Origin of the sequence: Pseudomonas sp. ACN5 (genome assembly GCF_002303975.1) — a bacterium.
Lineage (GTDB): Bacteria > Pseudomonadota > Gammaproteobacteria > Pseudomonadales > Pseudomonadaceae > Aquipseudomonas > Aquipseudomonas laurylsulfatiphila.
In genome coordinates this window covers 192,977-210,703 of sequence record NZ_MRCP01000005.1, presented here as the reverse complement: position 1 = coordinate 210,703, position 17,727 = coordinate 192,977, and the positions used below count along the sequence as shown (strand labels likewise).

Annotated in this window: 16 protein-coding genes and 1 pseudogene; 12 read left to right on the top strand and 5 right to left on the bottom strand. The window is 61.1% G+C overall.

Going from position 1 to position 17,727, the window contains the following annotated elements:
* The first annotated feature begins 54 nt into the window (after nt 1-54).
* Together BSF40_RS11930 and BSF40_RS11925 are read left to right on the top strand one after the other, a co-directional pair.
* The gene (locus BSF40_RS11930) at nt 55-336 is read left to right on the top strand and encodes a BrnT family toxin (protein ID WP_095965274.1); all 282 of its coding nucleotides are present in this window, start codon (nt 55-57) and stop codon (nt 334-336) included.
* Nucleotides 337-339: 3 nt separating this feature from the next.
* Nucleotides 340-645, top strand: coding sequence for a BrnA antitoxin family protein (locus BSF40_RS11925; protein ID WP_095965273.1), 306 nt, complete (start codon nt 340-342; stop codon nt 643-645).
* Nucleotides 646-700: 55 nt separating this feature from the next.
* Here BSF40_RS11925 and BSF40_RS11920 read toward each other — a convergent pair whose 3' ends face one another.
* Nucleotides 701-1,531, bottom strand: a complete 831-nt coding sequence (locus BSF40_RS11920) for an arylamine N-acetyltransferase (RefSeq protein WP_095965272.1) — start codon at nt 1,529-1,531, stop codon at nt 701-703.
* 113 nt (nt 1,532-1,644) lie between these two features.
* On the bottom strand, nt 1,645-2,439 hold the full coding sequence (locus BSF40_RS11915) for an exodeoxyribonuclease III (RefSeq protein ID WP_095965271.1): 795 nt from the start codon (nt 2,437-2,439) through the stop codon (nt 1,645-1,647).
* Nucleotides 2,440-3,062: 623 nt separating this feature from the next.
* Between BSF40_RS11915 and BSF40_RS32710 the strand changes: the two genes are divergently transcribed.
* Nucleotides 3,063-3,389, top strand: coding sequence for a hypothetical protein (locus BSF40_RS32710; RefSeq protein WP_095965270.1), 327 nt, complete (start codon nt 3,063-3,065; stop codon nt 3,387-3,389).
* A 35-nt stretch (nt 3,390-3,424) separates the two neighbouring features.
* Here the strand turns inward: BSF40_RS32710 and BSF40_RS11905 are convergent, their stop codons facing one another.
* Nucleotides 3,425-4,831: a DUF1254 domain-containing protein gene (locus BSF40_RS11905; protein WP_095965269.1), complete on the bottom strand. Its 1,407-nt coding sequence runs from the start codon at nt 4,829-4,831 to the stop codon at nt 3,425-3,427.
* A gap of 112 nt (nt 4,832-4,943) precedes the next feature.
* Nucleotides 4,944-6,390 (bottom strand): annotated as a pseudogene (locus BSF40_RS11900) (diguanylate cyclase).
* A 191-nt stretch (nt 6,391-6,581) separates the two neighbouring features.
* Between BSF40_RS11900 and BSF40_RS11895 the strand changes: the two are divergent.
* A complete protein-coding gene (locus BSF40_RS11895; protein ID WP_095965268.1) occupies nt 6,582-7,049 on the top strand; it encodes a hypothetical protein in 468 nt (155 codons plus the stop codon).
* Nucleotides 7,050-7,866: 817 nt separating this feature from the next.
* Here BSF40_RS11895 and BSF40_RS11885 read toward each other — a convergent pair.
* Nucleotides 7,867-9,621, bottom strand: a complete 1,755-nt coding sequence (locus tag BSF40_RS11885) for a murein L,D-transpeptidase (RefSeq protein WP_095965266.1) — start codon at nt 9,619-9,621, stop codon at nt 7,867-7,869.
* Between the two features lie 83 nt (nt 9,622-9,704).
* Between BSF40_RS11885 and BSF40_RS11880 the strand changes: the two genes are divergently transcribed.
* The 8 genes from BSF40_RS11880 to tal all read left to right on the top strand — a co-directional run bounded on the left by BSF40_RS11880 (nt 9,705) and on the right by tal (nt 17,632).
* A complete protein-coding gene (locus BSF40_RS11880; RefSeq protein ID WP_095965265.1) occupies nt 9,705-10,430 on the top strand; it encodes a murein L,D-transpeptidase catalytic domain family protein in 726 nt (241 codons plus the stop codon).
* Nucleotides 10,431-10,510: 80 nt separating this feature from the next.
* A complete protein-coding gene (locus BSF40_RS11875) occupies nt 10,511-12,202 on the top strand; it encodes a copper resistance system multicopper oxidase (protein WP_095965264.1) in 1,692 nt (563 codons plus the stop codon).
* Nucleotides 12,203-12,212: 10 nt separating this feature from the next.
* Entirely contained in the window at nt 12,213-13,076 is an 864-nt protein-coding gene (locus BSF40_RS11870; RefSeq protein WP_095965263.1) for a copper resistance protein B, read from the top strand.
* Nucleotides 13,077-13,128: 52 nt separating this feature from the next.
* Nucleotides 13,129-13,512, top strand: a complete 384-nt coding sequence (copC, locus tag BSF40_RS11865; protein ID WP_095965262.1) for a copper homeostasis periplasmic binding protein CopC — start codon at nt 13,129-13,131, stop codon at nt 13,510-13,512.
* A 3-nt stretch (nt 13,513-13,515) separates the two neighbouring features.
* Nucleotides 13,516-14,439: a copper homeostasis membrane protein CopD gene (gene copD / locus BSF40_RS11860; protein WP_095965261.1), complete on the top strand. Its 924-nt coding sequence runs from the start codon at nt 13,516-13,518 to the stop codon at nt 14,437-14,439.
* Nucleotides 14,440-14,552: 113 nt separating this feature from the next.
* Nucleotides 14,553-15,314 carry a transporter substrate-binding domain-containing protein gene (locus BSF40_RS11855; protein ID WP_095965260.1) on the top strand — a complete coding sequence of 254 codons (762 nt, stop codon included), beginning with the start codon at nt 14,553-14,555 and terminating at the stop codon, nt 15,312-15,314.
* 217 nt (nt 15,315-15,531) lie between these two features.
* A complete protein-coding gene (gene dusA / locus BSF40_RS11850) occupies nt 15,532-16,527 on the top strand; it encodes a tRNA dihydrouridine(20/20a) synthase DusA (RefSeq protein WP_095965259.1) in 996 nt (331 codons plus the stop codon).
* 178 nt (nt 16,528-16,705) lie between these two features.
* Nucleotides 16,706-17,632, top strand: coding sequence for a transaldolase (tal, locus tag BSF40_RS11845; RefSeq protein ID WP_095965258.1), 927 nt, complete (start codon nt 16,706-16,708; stop codon nt 17,630-17,632).
* Nucleotides 17,633-17,727: the final 95 nt, after the last annotated feature.

The following is a 17,727-nucleotide window of genomic DNA, read 5'->3' as shown; positions in this document are numbered from 1 at the left end:
CCTGGCGACCATCGGTATGACTCGCCTCTTTCTTATACATATAAAGTATGCATAATGAAGCCATTCGACATTCAGTTCCACAAGGCAAAGAACGCAGCCAACAAACTCAAGCACCAAGGCATCAGCCTCGCAGAGACTGAACCGGTGTTCCATGACGAACGAGCGCTGACCATCGAGGACCACCACCACGACGAACAACGCTGGATCACCCTGGGGCTGGATGCCAAAGGCCGTTTGCTGGTCGTCGTGTACACCTACCGCGATCCGAATTTTGTTCGAATCATTTCCGCGCGCATCGCCACCAAAAGCGAGCGCCGTCAGTATCTGGAGACATGACCGATGAAAGACGAATACGACTTCAGTGACGCCAGGCGCGGGGCCGTGGCGCCCGCCAAAGGCAAGACCCGCATTACCATCATGCTCGATGACGCCGTCATCGAAGCCGCCCGGGCCCTGGCAGAACACGAGGGGTACGGCTACCAGACGGCAATCAACAATACGTTGCGCCGGGCCCTGCTCAACGAAGGCAAGAGCGCAAAACTGAAACCAACCCTCACCCCTGCCGAACTCAAGGGCCTGGAGCAGAAACTGGCAGAAGCCTTGCGCGAAATCCAACGGGTGATGGCGCCGGGTGTCCGGCCCTGAAACGCAAAGGGCCGATCAATCTGACCAGCCCTTTGTGATGCCTGCGATCAGCCCGCTATTGCGGCGCTGCGATCAATCGCTCCAGCGTCCGCGCCAATTGCGCCTGTTCCGGTACGCGGATGCCGAACTCGCTGCCCAGCAGGCCAATCAGTTCCTGCACATCCGTCACCTCCCGCCGCTCGCTGTCATGGCCGATCCGGTGAATGGCGAAGCTGCCGTTGTTGAGCGTACGGCGCCAGCCCTCCCCGGTGCGCGCCACCATCAACTGCCTGACGAAAGATGACTCGGGATGGGTCGAGACGTACCAGTTGCCCACAGCAAAATCGATATCCTCCTGGCGTTGCAGGTCGAAGATGTACATCGCTCGCCATTCACCGGCTACGTTGGCACGCAGGGTAAAACCGTCGACGTGCAGGTCGATGCGATACGATTCGTGTGGGGTGAGTTGTTCGGCGCGGGAATCGAGCAGCAGTGGCGCGGTCGGCACCATTCCGCCGAAGCCGACGTCGGTGATGTAGCGTACGTCGTCAATGATGACCAGGCTCAGGCGATGGGTCCGGGCCGTCCAGGCGCCCTCCGGTTGCCCCATCACCACCCGACCGCTGATGGCGCGGGCGTCGAAACCCAACTCCTGAAGCAAGGCCAGAAACAGCTTGTTGAGTTCGTAGCAATAACCGCCACGGCCCGCATGCAAGACCTTGCGCTCGATGGACGGCAGGTCGATCAGCACCGGTTCGCCGGATAACGTGGTGAGATTTTCAAACGGGAAAACCCCGGTATGGCGCAGTTGCAGTTGGCGCAAGGTTTCCAGGGTAGGTGCCGGGGGTGTATCGAAGCCCAGGCGTTGCAGATACAAAGCACGGTCAGTCAGGCGTGGCTCGCTCATCGTTCAATCCTTTTGCACGCAAGCGGCGGATTGCTCCGCCAGTGGTCGCTATGTATACGGGATCAGGCACGGCCACCGACAATTGATTTAGCCAATCATTCGTCCTGAAAAACTCAATGCCGCTTGCGCGAACCCAATTGAATCCAGGTCGGTGCATGGTCGCTGGCATGGGGCTCATTGCGTACCCAGGCATCCACCCCGACGTCTTGCAGATACGGGCTCAGGACAGGGTTGAGCAGCAAATGATCAATGCGCAGACCGGAGTTTTTCTGCCAGTGCTGGCGGAAGTAATCCCAGAACGTGTAGAGCCGATCCTGCGGATGCAGGTGCCGCAATGAATCAGTCCAGCCCTGGTCCAGCAACCGCTGGTAGCACTCGCGACTCTGAGGTTGCAGCAAGGCGTCCTTGAGCCATGAGCGCGGGTTATAGATGTCCAGGTCGGTGGGCACCACGTTGTAGTCACCCGCCAGCACCACCGGATGTTCACTGCCTTGAAGCGCCTGCGCATGACGGATCAGTCGCTCGAACCATGCCAGCTTGTACTCGAATTTCGGCCCCGGCTGCGGGTTGCCGTTGGGTAGATACAGGCAACCCACCAGAACCCCGTGGACCGCGGCTTCCAGATAACGACTTTGGTTGTCGCTGTCATCGCCGGGCAACCCGCGCCGGCTTTCCAGCGGCTGCGCATCCCGCGCCAGGATTGCCACGCCGTTCCATGACGCCTGACCCTGCCAGATGGCGCCGTAGCCGAGCGCTTCAAGCTCGACAGCCGGGAATGCGCTGTCCACTGCCTTCAATTCCTGCAAGCAGGCGATGTCCGGTTTTTCCCGTTCAAGCCAGGCCAGCAGGTTGGGCAGCCGGGCGCGCAGGCCATTGACGTTGAACGTGGCGATCCGCAGTTTCTTCATGATCGGACACTCCTGAGGGCGAGGTGCCTGAACTGTGACACCTGCCCTTTTCGGTGGTTGCATCCGTGGTCCCGGGGGCGGCAGCACCTTGAGCGCAAGCTGGTCGATTCGAGGGTGTCCGCAATTTCCCCGCCCGACACAGATCAACTGTGGGAGCGGGCTTGCTCGCGAATGCGCAGTGTCAGCCAACATCAATGCTGAATGGGCCGACGTCTTCGCGGGCAAGCCCGCTCCCACAGGGTTCGAGGGTGTCAGCAATTTCCCGCCCGACACAGCTCAACTGTGGGAGCGGGCTTGCTCGCGAATGCGCAGTGTCAGCCAACATCAATGCTGAATGGGCCGACGTCTTCGCGGGCAAGCTCCCACAGGGTTCGAGGGTGTCCGCAATTTCCCGCCCGACACAGTTCAACTGTGGGAGCGGGCTTGCTCGCGAATGCGCAGTGTCAGCCAACATCAATGCTGAATGGGCCGACGTCTTCGCGGGCAAGCCCGCTCCCACAGGGTTCTCGCTTGGCCATGGATCGGTGGCCCACCAAGGCCCCGCGCCACTCGTCAAGCGGATCGGCACCCACCACGCGCCCTGTCACACTAACCTCAGGTAACGACTCATCCTGGAGACGACCATGATGAACATAAAAATGACTTCGCTGCTCATGGCCGCATGGTTGTCGGCTACGTCCGTGGCCACCTTTGCGGCGTCCGGCGAGGGTCCTGGTACGACCGGTACGGCACCCGGCGCCACCCGCAGTTCAACCATGCTGCCAGACAGCAACAGGCCCAGCGATCCCTCGGGTAATAACGGGCGCGGGAAGAGCTCCGGCTCGTCAATGGGCAGCACCGGCGTCAATGGTCCGGGCAGTGGCGCTGGCGGCGGCACCGGTGCGCCCGGAGGCGGAACCGGCGGCGCTGGCGGCGGCACGGGCAGCTGGACAGGCAAAGGCAACCAATGACATGCCGCCATTGGCCGCCTTTTGTCAGCTGATACCTACATCGGCTTGATCGCCGGCGGGTTCCATTGGCCATTCAACGCCTCGGCTTTCGGGCCGTACAAACGCATGGTCAGATTGAATGAGCCTTTGGGCGCCGGCAGCCAGTTGGCCTCCAGATCCTTGCCGGGGCTTTCGTTCTGGAAATAGAGGTCCAGCGAGCCATCGGCGTTGTGCTTGAACGGCATCCAGCTACTGACTGCAAAACGGTTGATTGAGTTGCCGACCTGGAAACCTTGCGGGTCATACAGGGTGATCGACCAGAAAGCGTTAACCGGCGGTGTCTCGCCCTTGCTGAAATGCAACACGTATTTGTTCGCGCCATCGAGTGGCTTGCCGTTGCTGTCGCCGATGTTCAACGGATAAATCGCGTCCTCGGGCAGGTTGGCGCCGAGCCCCACCTGCGTAACGATGGCACGCTTTAGGTAGTAGTTGCCGTAGACGCCCATGGTGTCGGTGTTCATCGACCAGCCATTGACCTCCCGCGCCAGGGTCGGCACTTTCCAGCTCATCAAGGCCTGCGCATCCTTAGGCACCTTTTGCAGTGCGGCCTGGATTTGCGGGTCCAACGCGTCCATGTTGAACGACTTGCCGACTTCGATTCCAAGACGCTTGATCTGCGCCAGCATTGGCTGGTCGGTGCTGTGCGGCGGGTTCACCTTCAGCAACTCGGCAGCGTAAGTGAAGTAATCGGCAGCCGACATGGAGTCGACCTGAATCTTCGGTGGCGTTTTCATGTCCACCGCAGGGTCGACTTTCACGGTGACGGCTTCAGGCTCCTTTCCTAAGCGCGACAACGGCGTCACCGTGTAGCCGGCCTGGATCTTGTGCACCGCTGCGTAATCCTCTGCGCCGTCAGTCTTGGTCCTGCCGATGACCCAGACAAAGGGCGTTGGCGCCGGCAAATGGCTCATCCCGGCAGGCACCGCGCCCGTCCAGCCCGGTGGCGTCACGAGGAATTGTCCGGCCTCGGTGCCCGTGGTGCGCCAGCCCGGCGACGCGAACACGTCGGTCCACATATCGAGCATTGGCAGCAGGTAGAAGCGTCCATCGGTATTCGGCGCTGCGATCACCAGCGGCTCCTTGCTCAAGTCCAGCCAGGCAATCGAATACAAGGTGTCGAAGTTGGAGCGCACCACCCCTTTGAAATCGGCTGGCGGGTACTGCGGCACACTGACAAACATGTTCATCGGGCCCTTGCCGAATTCCTTGCCCGGCTCGATGTTGGTGAATTGCTTGCGGGTGACGTCCATGCTCAGCAGCGGGTAAAAATAGATGTAGGCATCCACGCCGATGGCATGCGCTTGTTCGGCGGTGATTTTCGGTTGCGCTTGGCTGGCCAGCGGAAAAGTGGCAGCGGCTGCGACGGTCAGAGCAACGGCTGTCAACGTTTGAGGTAGCAACATGTTGGCGATCGTCCGTACGTGGGGGAGCCTGCCGGGTTCGACAGCGCTAACGGAACTCTAGACGATCAATTCTGACTGGCCAGCAAGACGGTCCACCGGCAACAAAAGCACTTCAACGATCGGAGCGCATCAATGCCTCGCCACCACCGGCCATCGACAATGTGGCCACGCGGTTGCGACCCGAATGTTTGGCTTGATACAACGCCGCATCGGCCCGCTCGACAAACACGTCCATGCTGTCACGCCCCGAGGGCACGAACGAATAGCAGCCCAGGCTGACCGTCACGTAGCCATTGGGTGAGCCGGTGCGAGTGATGTTCTTGTCGATGACACTGCGACGGATCTGCTCGGCAATCGTCATGGCGCCGTGAATGTCGGTGTCGGGCAGCAGCACCGCAAACTCTTCACCGCCGTAACGCACCGCCAGATCGGCCTTGCGGTGGCAGCAACTCTTCAGCGCACGCGCCACTTCGGCCAGGCAGTGATCCCCCACCACGTGGCCGTAGGTGTCGTTGTAGCGCTTGAAGTAATCGATATCGAGCATGATCAGGCTCAAGGGGCTTGCCTGCCGGGCACCGCGCCCGAACTCGACGTCCATCGCCCGCTCGAACAACCGGCGGTTGGCCAGGCCGGTCAGGCTGTCATGCGTGGCGATCAGCTCCAGCGCTTGCTGGGCCCTGCGCAAATCCGACTCGACCCGCTCGCCAACACGCACCTGACGAATGAACACCCAACCGAGCAACCCCACGCCCAGCAGCACCAGGGCCATCGATGATGGACGTGAACATCGCATTGCCAGAGTTGGCCAGTGGCAGGAAATTCTGGAAGATCTCGCCCTGGGCCAGCGACACGCCGATCTGCGCTTCTACAAAAGGTCGACGCGCCAACAAAGTGCCATCGGTCAGGCCGAGAAACATCGAGCCGTTGTTGTCGAGGCTGAAGCTTTTGAAGAACCGGTCGAAGTACGACATCTTGATGCCGGCCAGCAATACGCCCTGGAAATGGCCGTTTCTGTCGTTGACCCGCTTGGAAACAGGGATGATCCACTCGCCGTTTTCCCGGCTGCGGATGGCCGGGCCGATATGCGCGACCGACGATACGTTCTGCTGGTGATACTTGAAGTACTCGCGATCCGCGACCCCGGTACCCCGGGGCAGGTTTTCAAACGAGGTCACCACCCACTGGCCCTTCTGGTCGAACAACAGGATGCCGTGTAATTGATCCAGTGCCAGCATTCGCCGGGCAAAGGTCTGCTGCAAGCGGGGTCGCATGTCCTGGCCGAAACCGTCGACCTGAATCCAGTCCACCAGGCTGGTCAGCACCAGGTCAGCCTTCATGAAGGTGTCTTCGGCTTGCTGCGCCATGGCCCGCGTCAAGTTCGAAGACGCCACTTGCGCCAGACTCAGATCATGGCGACGGGATTGTTCCAGTTGCAGGTAGAGCAAACCGCACAGGCACAGACACACAGTGGCAATGAACAACACCGCGGCCTTGCGCAGCGGTATGCGTTTCAATGCAACGCCAGGGGCCTGCTCCGGGTTGTTAAAGCGCGTGGGCAAAAGTTCATCCTGTCAGGGACAAGGCATGGGCAACGGCCCAAAGCCCTCAGTTTTTGTGGGCCGTAGTTTACGGGGTGATCCACGACGAAGGGGCAACCACTTGCCCGGTGGCGCTGCAAACATGACCCTGGGCAGTACTGTCTGCGCGTCAACGAGCTACGATTAGACTGACCTCCATACAAGGAATCGACATGAGCAAGGCAGACGAGCTCGCTGCAAAAATGAAACGGACAGGGCTGACCAGCGCAGATCAGGCGATCGATGGCTGGCCGGGCCAGGTCTACGAACTGTATCAACGGATAGAGCACTGGCTGCAGCCCTTGACCGAAGCGGGCCTGGTCCTGCGGCGCAATGCCACCCATGTGTTCGAAAGTCATCCCGAGGGTGGCTCCTACGATTACGCCATCGACCAGTTGGTGATCACCGGCAACGGGCACAGCATTACCTTTGACCCGATTGCACGCTTCACCACCGATGGCGAGGGACGGATCGAAATCCACACAACAGGCAACGAACTCGCCCTGTTGCGCACCGTGGACGAACACGGCGAAACACACTGGTGGCTACAAACGATCGAGCAAGCCACAGCACAACAGGATGCGGTGGCGCTGACAGAAAGCGATCTGCTTGTAGTGGTGCAACAAGGGTTGGCGCTTTAGTAAGGTTGCCTAAGGGTTCGGGAAACTGTAGGAGCCAGCCTGCTGGCGATGGACTCGAATGCGCCGCGTTCATCCAGTTCACCCGCGTTATCGTTAACGACCATCGCTGGCAAGCCAGCTCCCACAAGGGGCCATGCCCACGCTGAAACTGTAGGAGCCAGCTTGCTGGCGATGGACTCAAATGCGCCGCGTTCATCCGGCTCACACGCGTTATCGTTAACGACCATCGCTGGCAAGCCAGCTCCCACAAGGGGCCATGCCCACGCTGAAACTGTAGGAGCCAGCTTGCTGGCGATGGACTCAAATGCGCCGCGTTCATCCGGCTCACACGCGTTATCGTTAACGACCATCGCTGGCAAGCCAGCTCCCACAAGGGGCCATGCCCACGCTGAAACTGTAGGAGCCAGCTTGCTGGCGATGGACTCAAATGCGCCGCGTTCATCCGGCTCACACGCGTTATCGTTAACGACCATCGCTGGCAAGCCGGCTCCCACAAGGGGCCATGCCCACGCTGAAACTGTAGGAGCCAGCCTGCTGGCGATGGACTCGAATGCGCCGCGTTTATCCGGCTCACACGCGTTATCGTTAACGACCATCGCTGGCAAGCCGGCTCCCACAAGAGGCCATGCCCACGCTGAAACTGTAGGAGCCAGCTTGCTGGCGATGGACTCAAATGCGCCGCGTTCATCCGGCTCACACGCGTTATCGTTAACGACCATCGCTGGCAAGCCGGCTCCTACAGGGGACCGTGCCCACGCTCCAAACCAGTACCCCCCCCAAAAAAATGGCGCTCCCGAGGCGTCCTTTCAGTCTTTGGTTACTGTTGGTTCTGCCCCGTCACCACCAGCGGGAGCTCTGCCTGACGCAAGTCCAGGGGAGGCAATTTCGTCGGCTGACTCAAGCCCTGCAACACCCGGGCATCGTAATCATAAATGTCCGGCTTGAACGTCACCCGCCCGTCATTGCTCAGGTCCACGGTCCAATAGGCCAGCAGCACCGGCACCTTCACCGGCAGCTGGATATTCTCGGTCCTGCCATTGGCCAACTGCTTTTGAATCCCGGCACTGTTCCAGCGCACCGGGTCGTTGAACAACAACTCGACCAGTTGCAGCGGGTTTTCCACGCGGATGCAGCCCGAGCTGGTGGCCCGGACCGTCTTGGCAAACAGCTCGCGGTGCGGGGTGTCATGCAGGTAAATCGCATAGTCGTTGGGGAAGCGGATCACCACCTGCCCCAACGAACTGTCGGGGCCGGCATCCTGACGCAGACGGATGCCTCGCGGGTTGCTCCAGTCAACGTCCGACGGATCGAGCACATTGCCTTCGCGATCAAGCACGCGAATCCGGTTGGCCGCCAGATAGCCAGGATCGTTCTGGACTTTTGGAATCACGTCCTGCTTGAGGATGGTCGGTGGCACGGTCCAGGTCGGGTTGAACGTGATGTAGGTGATTTCGGCCTGGAACACCGGCGTACTGCGCACCGGCTTGCCGACCTGCACCCGCGAACGCCAGATCGGCAGACCGTCGCGGTACATCGCCACCTTGTAGCCGGCGATATCGACGATCACGAACGTGCCCTGAAGTTTGTACAACAGCCAACGGGCGCGCTCCATGTTGACCCGCACCTGATCGATCCGCGCCTCGACCGGCACGTTCAGCGCCGCCAGCGTCGCCGCCCCCGCCACGCCGTCGGCCCCCAGGTATTGCTCGGTCTGATACTTCTTCACCGCGGCGATGACCTTGTCGTCGTAACCGGCTTTTTTCGCCAGGTGCGGGTCCAGGTACCCGCCCGCCACCAGGCGCGCACGCAATTGACCGACCGCCACACCGTCCATGCCGGGCTTGAGCGATTGGCCTTCGGTGACTTTCGGCCAGCCACCCGCATCACGCACCTGGCGCAACCGGGCCAGGCCTTCGCGCAAATTGCGGTAAATCTCTTCCTGAGGAGGCGCCTCGGCGAATGCACGTGCCACGTCATGGGCATCGAGGGCGGCGAACAGGTTGTTCATGTCCTCGCGGGCATTGCCGCCGGCAGGATCGAAATTCCAGTGAATGTCCAGCCGCGACGGATCGACCTTGCCCCGGCGCAGTTGCAGCAGCGCAGTGATGAAGGTGCGGGTGGCCGCCATGTCGAACATCGCCCGCTGCGCCGTGGAAGGCATGGCGGCCATCAGCGATTCATGGGCCTGGGCCAGTTCGGTGATACGGAAATCCGCCGGGGTCAGGCCGTCGATCCGGGTGTCTTCGAGGCTCTTGAGCAACTGCAGCACATCACGATCATCCGTCCACGCGGCGCGATAGTTGCGATGCATATAGAAATCCAGCACCACCCGGCTGACGTCCGCACGCTGATTGCGCCTTGAAGTGAGCAACGGCGGAAAGGCCGAGCGCAACGGTTCCAGCGTTGCCTGAATCGCCTGGCCGACCGCATCGTCAGGCGCCGCGGCATCGCTTGTGCTGCTCGCTGCAGATACCGGCTCAATCGGCGAGGTTTGCGCAAAGGCCGCACCGCTGATCAGAAAGCCCATAAAAAACATGCGGCTTATGACGAATGACCTTGTTAATTGCACCATGGATAATCCTTAATCCCCCTGATTCAACGGCGCCAGCTTTGCGCTCGCTGCTAGACTCGAAATTATCATGATGAGACCCGACTATGGCGCTAAACCGCTTTGGCCTTTTATTTGCCATTTTACTGACGTGCCTTTCAGTAACGTCAGCCTACGCCGATTCGCTTGAAAACGCGCTGGTCAAAGCAGCACCAGGTGCCGACGCCAAAGTGATTGCCCTGGCCGTTCGCGCCACCCAATGCAGCCGTGCCCAAGGCGTCGCCCCGGCCCAAAGACTGGCGGTGATCGATTACTCCCTGCCTTCGACTGAACAACGCCTGTGGGTCTTCGACCTTAAACGGCGCAAGTTGCTGTTTCACGAACTGGTCGCCCATGGCCGCAACAGCGGCGAAAACATGGCCACGCTGTTCTCCAACCGCAACGAAAGCCACGCCACCAGCCTCGGCCTGTTCCGCACCCGGCAAAGCTATCTCGGCCAGAACGGATACTCGCTGCGCATGGAAGGCCTGGAGCCCGGTTTCAACGACAACGCCTTTGACCGGGCCATCGTCATTCACGGCGCTCCCTACGTCAGTCCGGTGCTGGCCCGCGCCAATGGCCGCATCGGCCGCAGCCTGGGTTGCCCGGCTGTCAGACCGGCAATTGCCCATCGGCTGATTGATTCGATGAAGGACGGCCAGTTGTTGTTTTCCTACTACCCGGACCAGCGCTGGTTGAAGTCGTCCTCCTACATCAACTGCGGCGACACCGTGGCCTCAAGGGAAAAGTCCACTTCAAGCCAGAAAGCGACGTCCAACCTGTCAAAACTGTAATCTTCGCCTCAGCCTGCTGAAAGGCACCGCCTGCTAGCCTCATCGACAAGTTCAACAGGCTGACGAGCGGAACACACGGCATGCACTCCCACACTTCAAGACGCACCTTCGTCAAAGGGCTGGCCATCGGCGGGCTCTTCGGCGGCCTCGGGTTATGGCGCACGCCGGTCTGGGCGATCAGCAGTCCCGGCGAACCGCAGGTGTTGGCCGGCAATGATTTCGACCTGTTCATCGGCGAATCCCCGGTCAACTTCAGCGGCACCCCGCGCACTGCACTGACCATCAACGGTGGCATTCCCGGCCCGCTGCTGCGTTGGCGTGAAGGCGATACGGTGACGCTGCGGGTACGCAACAGACTCAAGGACAGCACCTCCATTCACTGGCACGGCATCTTGCTGCCGGCCAACATGGACGGCGTGCCGGGCCTGAGTTTCAAGGGCATCGAGCCGGGCGGTGTGTACGTCTACCAGTTCACCGTGCGGCAGAACGGCACCTACTGGTATCACAGCCATTCGGGGTTTCAGGAACAGTCCGGCGTCTACGGCCCGCTGGTGATCGACGCCAAGGACCCGGAGCCGTTCCAGTACGACCGCGACTACGTGGTGATGCTCAGCGACTGGACCGACGAAGACCCGGTCGACCTGATGAAGACGCTGAAAAAACAGTCCGATTACTACAACTTCAACAAGCGCACCGTGGGCGACTTCATCCACGACGTCAGCGAAAAAGGCTGGGGGTCGACCGTCGCCGACCGCAAGATGTGGGCCGAGATGAAGATGAACCCCACTGACCTCGCGGACGTCGGCGGCGCCACTTACACCTACCTGTTGAACGGCCAGGCGCCGGACATGAACTGGACCGGGGTGTTCCGCCCGGGGGAAAAGCTGCGGCTGCGCTTCATCAACGGCTCGGCCATGAGTTACTTCGACGTGCGCATCCCCGGCCTGAAAATGACCGTGGTCGCCGCCGATGGCCTCCATGTCAAACCGGTGACCGTCGACGAGTTTCGCATTGCCGTGGCGGAAACCTTCGACGTAATCGTCGAACCGACCGAAGCGGCCTACACCCTGTTCGCCCAGGCGATGGATCGCACTGGCTACGCACGCGGCACCCTGGCGGTGAAAGCGGGACGGGTAGCGCCGCTGCCGGCACTGGACCCACGCCCCCTGGTGACCATGGATGACATGGGCATGGCCGGCATGGACCACGGCAGCATGGCGGGCATGGATCACAGCAACATGCCCGGCATGCAGTCCCATCCCGCCTCGGAAACCGACAACCCGCTGGTGGACATGCAAGCCATGTCCACCTCACCGAAACTCGACGACCCCGGCATGGGCCTGCGCAACAACGGGCGCCGCGTGCTCACCTACTCCGACCTGCGCAGCACCTTCGAAGACCCGGACGGCCGCGAGCCTGGTCGCACCCTTGAGCTGCACCTGACCGGGCACATGGAAAAATTCGCCTGGTCGTTCAACGGTGTGAAGTTCTCTGATGCAGAGCCCCTGCGCCTCAAGTACGGCGAACGGCTACGGATCGTGCTGGTCAACGACACGATGATGATGCACCCCATCCACCTGCACGGCATGTGGAGCGACCTCGAAGACGAGAACGGCGAGTTCATGGTGCGCAAGCACACCATCGACATGCCACCGGGCTCCCGGCGCAGCTATCGGGTCACTGCCGACGCACTCGGCCGCTGGGCCTATCACTGCCATCTCCTGTACCACATGGAAATGGGCATGTTCCGTGAAGTTCACGTGGAAGAATGAGGCGCACCCCATGACTCGATTCACCCCGGTTTTTCTCGCACTCGTGACCTCGACAGCGATGGCCGCCAGCGACGACATGCAAGGCATGGATCACAGCCAGATGGACCACAGTCAGATGCAAAGCATGGACGACGGCCAGATGCAGCCCGCCGCCCCCAGCGAAAGCCGTACGCCGATCCCGGTGCTGACCGATGCCGATCGCGCGGCGGTGTATGTCGATCCCGCCGGCCACCATGTGCACGACAACACACTCAATTCGTTTTTCCTCGCCGACAAACTGGAATGGCAGGACGCCGATGACGGCAGCACCCTGGCCTGGGATTTGTCCGGCTGGGTCGGCGGCGATATCGATCGCCTGTGGCTGCGCTCCGAAGGCGAGCGCACCAACGGCGTGACCGAGGATGCGGAAATCCAGGCCCTGTGGGGCCACGCCATATCCCCGTGGTGGGACGTGGTCAGCGGCGTGCGCCAGGACTTCAAACCCGGCGCCCCGCAAACCTGGGCCGCCTTCGGCGTGCAAGGCATGGCGCTGTACAACTTCGAGGCCCAAGCCACGGCCTTCATCGGCGAAGGCGGCCAGAGCGCCGTGCGGCTGGAGGGCGACTACGACATCCTGCTGACCAACCGGCTGATCCTGCAGCCGACCGTCGAACTCAACGCCTACGGCAAAAACGATCCGCAACGGGGCATCGGCGCGGGGCTGTCCAACACCGAAGCCGGCCTGCGCCTGCGCTACGAAATCCGCCGGGAATTCGCGCCTTACCTCGGCGTGACCTGGAACCGCACCTACGGCAACACCGCCGACTACGCCAACGACGAAGGCGAGGACCGCAGCGAAGCCCGCCTCGTGCTCGGTGTTCGGATGTGGTTCTGAACAGACTCACCCAAAACCAGCAACAACCGCTTCGAGCGGTAAAGGACCTTGCATGCGCATCATCAAACCCACCGCCGTCGTTATCGCGTTACTCAGCGCTCTGCTCATGAGCACCCTCGCTCAAGCGCACCCCAAACTGCTCGCCTCCACCCCAGTGGAAGGCGCAGAAGGTGCGCCGCCCGACAAGATCGAACTGCACTTCTCAGAAAACCTCGTCACCCAGTTTTCCGGCGCGAAACTGCTGATGACCGAAATGGCCGGCATGGCCCACGCCCCGATGCCGGTCAAGGCCAGGGTCAGCGGCGGCAGTGATCCGAAAACCATGCTCATCACCCCGACAGCCCCTCTGGTTGCCGGCACCTACAAGATCGAATGGCGCGCGGTGTCCTCGGACACCCACCCGATCACCGGCAGCGTCACGTTCAAAGTGAAATGATCAATGAGCGACTCGGCCAACGTCGTTCTGCGGTTTGTGTTGTATGTGGATTTGATGCTGTTGTTTGGCGTGGCGCTGTTCGGGCTCTACAGCTTTAAAGGACAGGAACGGCGATCCGGGACGGTGCTGCCCTTTTGTCGATTGCTGACGGGAACTGCCGGGGTCGGTGCGCTGCTGTCCATCGCCGGCATGGTGCTGATGGTCCGCGCCATGAGCGGCGAGTCAGACGTTGCCGAGCTACGTCCTCACCTCGAGATGATGCTGTTCGAGACAGACGTCGGGATGGCCTGTGCCGTGCGGATGATTGCGCTGGCGGTCGCAGGCCTGGCGGTGATGCTCAACCCACGCGCCCCCGGCCTCAGCCTGGTGATCGCCAGCACTGCCGGCGGCATCGCCCTCGCCAGCCTGGCCTGGAGCGGGCATGGCGCCATGGACGAAGGCAGCCGTCGTTACTGGCACTTCACGACAGACATCCTGCACCTGCTGGTAGCGGGCGCCTGGCTCGGCGCATTGCTGGCGTTTGCCTTGATGGCGCAACCCCGGGCCGTGCAAACCGAAGCACACATACGGTTGTTGGTTCACGCCGTCAGGCGATTCGAACTTGTCGGTGCGCTGGTCGTCGTGATCATCACCGTGACGGGCGTGGTGAACTACCTGTTCATCGTCGGGCCGAAACTCGATGAGGTTTTACTCAGCCATTACGGAATTCTGCTGGCGATCAAAGTGCTGCTGTTTGCCGGGATGCTGGCTTTGGCGGCGCTGAACCGCTTTCATCTTGGCCCCTTGCTGGAGCGGTCGTTGCGGGAGGGCCAGTATCGCGAGGCAGCCCATGCACTGCGGCGCAGTGTTGTGGTGGAAATGGCCGCGGCGGTTTTGATTGTGGGGTTGGTGGCGTGGCTGGGGACGTTGAGCCCGGAAGTGGAATGAGCCATCTTCAGGGCGTTGATTTTTCACACCGGTGAAAGTTTCACTACACTCCCCTTTCAAAACCACTCCAGCACAAAAGCCCGATAACAATGACGAAAATCAATAGAGCAATGATGCTCGGCGGCTTGCTCACACTCTCCCTTGGCGCCCAGGCAGAACCTTCGCATCTGGACAGCGTCATGCAACGGGGACAACTGCGCGTTTGTACCACCGGCGACTACAAGCCCTACACCCTTAAAGCCGAGGACGGCGCGTATTCCGGCATCGACATCGCCATGGCCCACGCCCTGGCCGACAGCCTGGGCGTCAAGGTCGAGTGGGTGCCCACCACCTGGAAAACCCTGATGCCCGACATGCTCGCCGGCAAGTGCGACATCGCCATGGGCGGCATCTCGGTCACCCTGGAACGGCAGAAAAAAGCCTTCTTCAGCAACATCCTGGACGTCGACGGCAAAATCCCGCTGGTGCGTTGCGAAGACCAGGCGCTGTACCAGACTGTCGAACAGATCAACCGACCCTCGGTTCGCCTGGTCGAACCCGCCGGCGGCACCAACGAAGCGTTCGTCCACGCCTACCTGCCCCAGGCGCAATTGCAGCTGCGCGATAACCTGAGCATCTTCCAGGAACTGCTGGATAAAAAGGCTGACGTGATGATCACCGATGCGTCGGAGGCGCTGTACCAGCAGAAGCTCAAACCGGGCCTGTGCGCCGTCAACCCGACGCACTACCTGCAATACGGCGAAAAAGCCTACCTGCTGCCCCGTGACGACATTACCTGGAAGCTGTACGTCGATCAGTGGCTGCACCTGGCCAAGGCAATGGGCATTTATCAGAAAATTCGACGGCAGTGGCTGGCGGTGCCTGAGGGCAAATAACGGCGTGCCAAGGTGCCTGGTCATGGCTTATTAAATCTCGTTACACACTTGAAACTGCTCTCGCACCGGTAGCAGGCCACGCGTTGACAAGGGAAACATCCGACATTTTCGTGCTGAATTAAACAAGCCTGGTTTCCGGTATTCGGACTCCTGAGCCTCGTCATCCCATTCCTGATAAACTCCCCCACCTCCCAGCCTCACCGATTCCAGATTCCCAATGTCCGCAGCCAACGCTTCACCCGCCCCGCTCTCCCGCCGTTTCTCCGTCGCACCCATGATGGATTGGACTGACCGCCACTGCCGCTTCTTCCTGCGCCTGATGTCGAAAAACGCCCTGCTCTACACCGAAATGGTCACCACCGGTGCCCTGCTCAACGGCGATCACGAGCGTTTCCTGCGGCACAACGAGGCCGAGCATCCGCTGGCCCTGCAGCTTGGCGGCAGTGTGCCGCTGGACCTGGCGGCGTGCGCGCGCATGGCGCAGGAGCATGGTTACGACGAGGTGAACCTGAATGTCGGCTGTCCGAGCGATCGGGTGCAGAACAATATGATCGGCGCGTGCCTGATGGGGCATCCGCAGTTGGTGGCCGATTGTGTGAAGGCGATGCGTGATGCGGTGTCGATTCCGGTGACGGTCAAGCATCGTATCGGGATCAATGGCCGGGACAGTTACGAGGAGCTGTGTGATTTCGTCGGCACGGTGCGGGATGCCGGGTGCACCAGTTTTACCGTGCACGCGCGGATTGCGATTCTGGAGGGGTTGTCGCCGAAGGAGAACCGTGACATTCCGCCCCTGCGTTATGACGTGGCGGCGCGGTTGAAGGCGGACTTTCCGGAGCTGGAGATCATTCTCAACGGCGGGATCAAGACGCTGGAGGCCTGCCACGAGCATTTGCAGACGTTCGACGGCGTGATGCTGGGCCGCGAGGCGTATCACAACCCTTATGTGATGGCCGAGGTGGATCAGCAGCTGTTCGGCAGTACGGCGCCGGTGATCAGCCGCGCCGAGGCGCTGGCGCAGCTGCGGCCCTATATAGCGGCGCATATCGATGCCGGTGGTTCGATGCACCACATCACCCGGCATGTGCTGGGCCTGGGCACCGGGTTTCCGGGGGCGCGCAAGTTCCGGCAGCTGTTGTCGGTGGATATTCACAAGGCGAAAGATCCGTTGGCGCTGCTGGATCAGTCGGCGGCGTTGCTCGAAGGGCGTTAACGGTCGGTTTCGTTGAACCTGTGGGGCGTTTGGGCATCGTATTCATCGATACCACGCCCCGCCCTTCAAACAATTGTTTTCAGGTTGTTGCCGCAGGGGCCGTCTATACACGTACACGCCCTTGAGTGGCTGTCAGCGCTCGGGTAATGTCATCAGACCCATAGGACAGAGCACGCCCATGACTTCCAAGCTGGAACAACTCAAACAAATGACCACCGTGGTTGCCGACACCGGCGACTTCGAAGCGATCGCTCGCGTTAAACCGGTGGACGCCACCACCAACCCTTCCCTGCTGCTCAAGGCCGCGGCCATTCCTGCGTATGCCGAGCTGCTGAACGCCAGCGTCAACGACTGCAAGGGCGATGTGGGCCTGGCCAGCGACCGTTTCGGCGTGGCCGTGGGTCAGGAAATACTGAAAGTGATCCCGGGCCGCATTTCCACCGAAGTGGATGCGCGCCTCTCGTTCGATACCGATGCCATGCTCAAGCGCGCCCATCGCCTGATCGAGCTGTACGACAAGGCCGGCATTGGCCGCGACCGCGTACTGATCAAGATCGCCTCCACCTGGGAAGGCATCCGCGCCGCCGAGATCCTGGAAAAGGAAGGCATCCAGACCAACCTGACCCTGCTGTTCTCCTTCGCCCAGGCCGCCGCCTGTGCCGATGCCGGGGTGTTCCTGATTTCGCCGTTCGTGGGCCGTATCTACGACTGGTACAAGAAAGCCAACGGCAACGATTACACCGGCGCGGATGATCCGGGCGTGCAGTCGGTGACGCGCATCTACAACTACTACAAGGCCAACGACTACAAGACCGTGGTCATGGGGGCGAGCTTCCGCAATCTGGGCCAGATCGAACAACTGGCCGGCTGCGACCGACTGACCATCAGCCCGGACCTGATCGACAAGCTGGCAGCGGACACCGGCAAGCTGGAACGCAAGCTCACGCCTGGCCATGCCGGTGAAGCGCGCCTGAGCCTCAACGAATCGCAGTTCCGCTGGTTGTCCAACGAAGATGCGATGGCGACCGAGAAGCTGGCTGAAGGTATTCGTCAGTTCGCACGGGATCAGGAGAAGCTTGAGGCGTTGTTGCAGGCCAAGCTGTGATCTGAGCGGGGGTCATGCAAAAAGGGCGGCCCCTTACGGGCTCGCCCTTTTTTATGGTGCGTTACTTTGTGGCAGATGATGATGTGTGGCGAGGG

Excerpts from the sequence above, each read along its gene's own strand:
- copD (WP_095965261.1), top strand. The coding sequence starts at position 13,516 with ATGAGCGACTCGGCCAACGTCGTTCTGCGGTTTGTGTTGTATGTGGAT.
- BSF40_RS11905 (WP_095965269.1), bottom strand. The coding sequence starts at position 4,831 with ATGTTGCTACCTCAAACGTTGACAGCCGTTGCTCTGACCGTCGCAGCC.
- BSF40_RS11875 (WP_095965264.1), top strand. The coding sequence starts at position 10,511 with ATGCACTCCCACACTTCAAGACGCACCTTCGTCAAAGGGCTGGCCATC.
- BSF40_RS11870 (WP_095965263.1), top strand. The coding sequence starts at position 12,213 with ATGACTCGATTCACCCCGGTTTTTCTCGCACTCGTGACCTCGACAGCG.
- BSF40_RS11925 (WP_095965273.1), top strand. The coding sequence starts at position 340 with ATGAAAGACGAATACGACTTCAGTGACGCCAGGCGCGGGGCCGTGGCG.
- BSF40_RS11855 (WP_095965260.1), top strand. The coding sequence starts at position 14,553 with ATGCTCGGCGGCTTGCTCACACTCTCCCTTGGCGCCCAGGCAGAACCT.
- BSF40_RS11885 (WP_095965266.1), bottom strand. The coding sequence starts at position 9,621 with ATGGTGCAATTAACAAGGTCATTCGTCATAAGCCGCATGTTTTTTATG.
- dusA (WP_095965259.1), top strand. The coding sequence starts at position 15,532 with ATGTCCGCAGCCAACGCTTCACCCGCCCCGCTCTCCCGCCGTTTCTCC.
- BSF40_RS11930 (WP_095965274.1), top strand. The coding sequence starts at position 55 with ATGAAGCCATTCGACATTCAGTTCCACAAGGCAAAGAACGCAGCCAAC.
- copC (WP_095965262.1), top strand. The coding sequence starts at position 13,129 with ATGCGCATCATCAAACCCACCGCCGTCGTTATCGCGTTACTCAGCGCT.
- tal (WP_095965258.1), top strand. The coding sequence starts at position 16,706 with ATGACTTCCAAGCTGGAACAACTCAAACAAATGACCACCGTGGTTGCC.
- BSF40_RS11915 (WP_095965271.1), bottom strand. The coding sequence starts at position 2,439 with ATGAAGAAACTGCGGATCGCCACGTTCAACGTCAATGGCCTGCGCGCC.
- BSF40_RS11920 (WP_095965272.1), bottom strand. The coding sequence starts at position 1,531 with ATGAGCGAGCCACGCCTGACTGACCGTGCTTTGTATCTGCAACGCCTG.
- BSF40_RS32710 (WP_095965270.1), top strand. The coding sequence starts at position 3,063 with ATGATGAACATAAAAATGACTTCGCTGCTCATGGCCGCATGGTTGTCG.
- BSF40_RS11895 (WP_095965268.1), top strand. The coding sequence starts at position 6,582 with ATGAGCAAGGCAGACGAGCTCGCTGCAAAAATGAAACGGACAGGGCTG.
- BSF40_RS11880 (WP_095965265.1), top strand. The coding sequence starts at position 9,705 with ATGGCGCTAAACCGCTTTGGCCTTTTATTTGCCATTTTACTGACGTGC.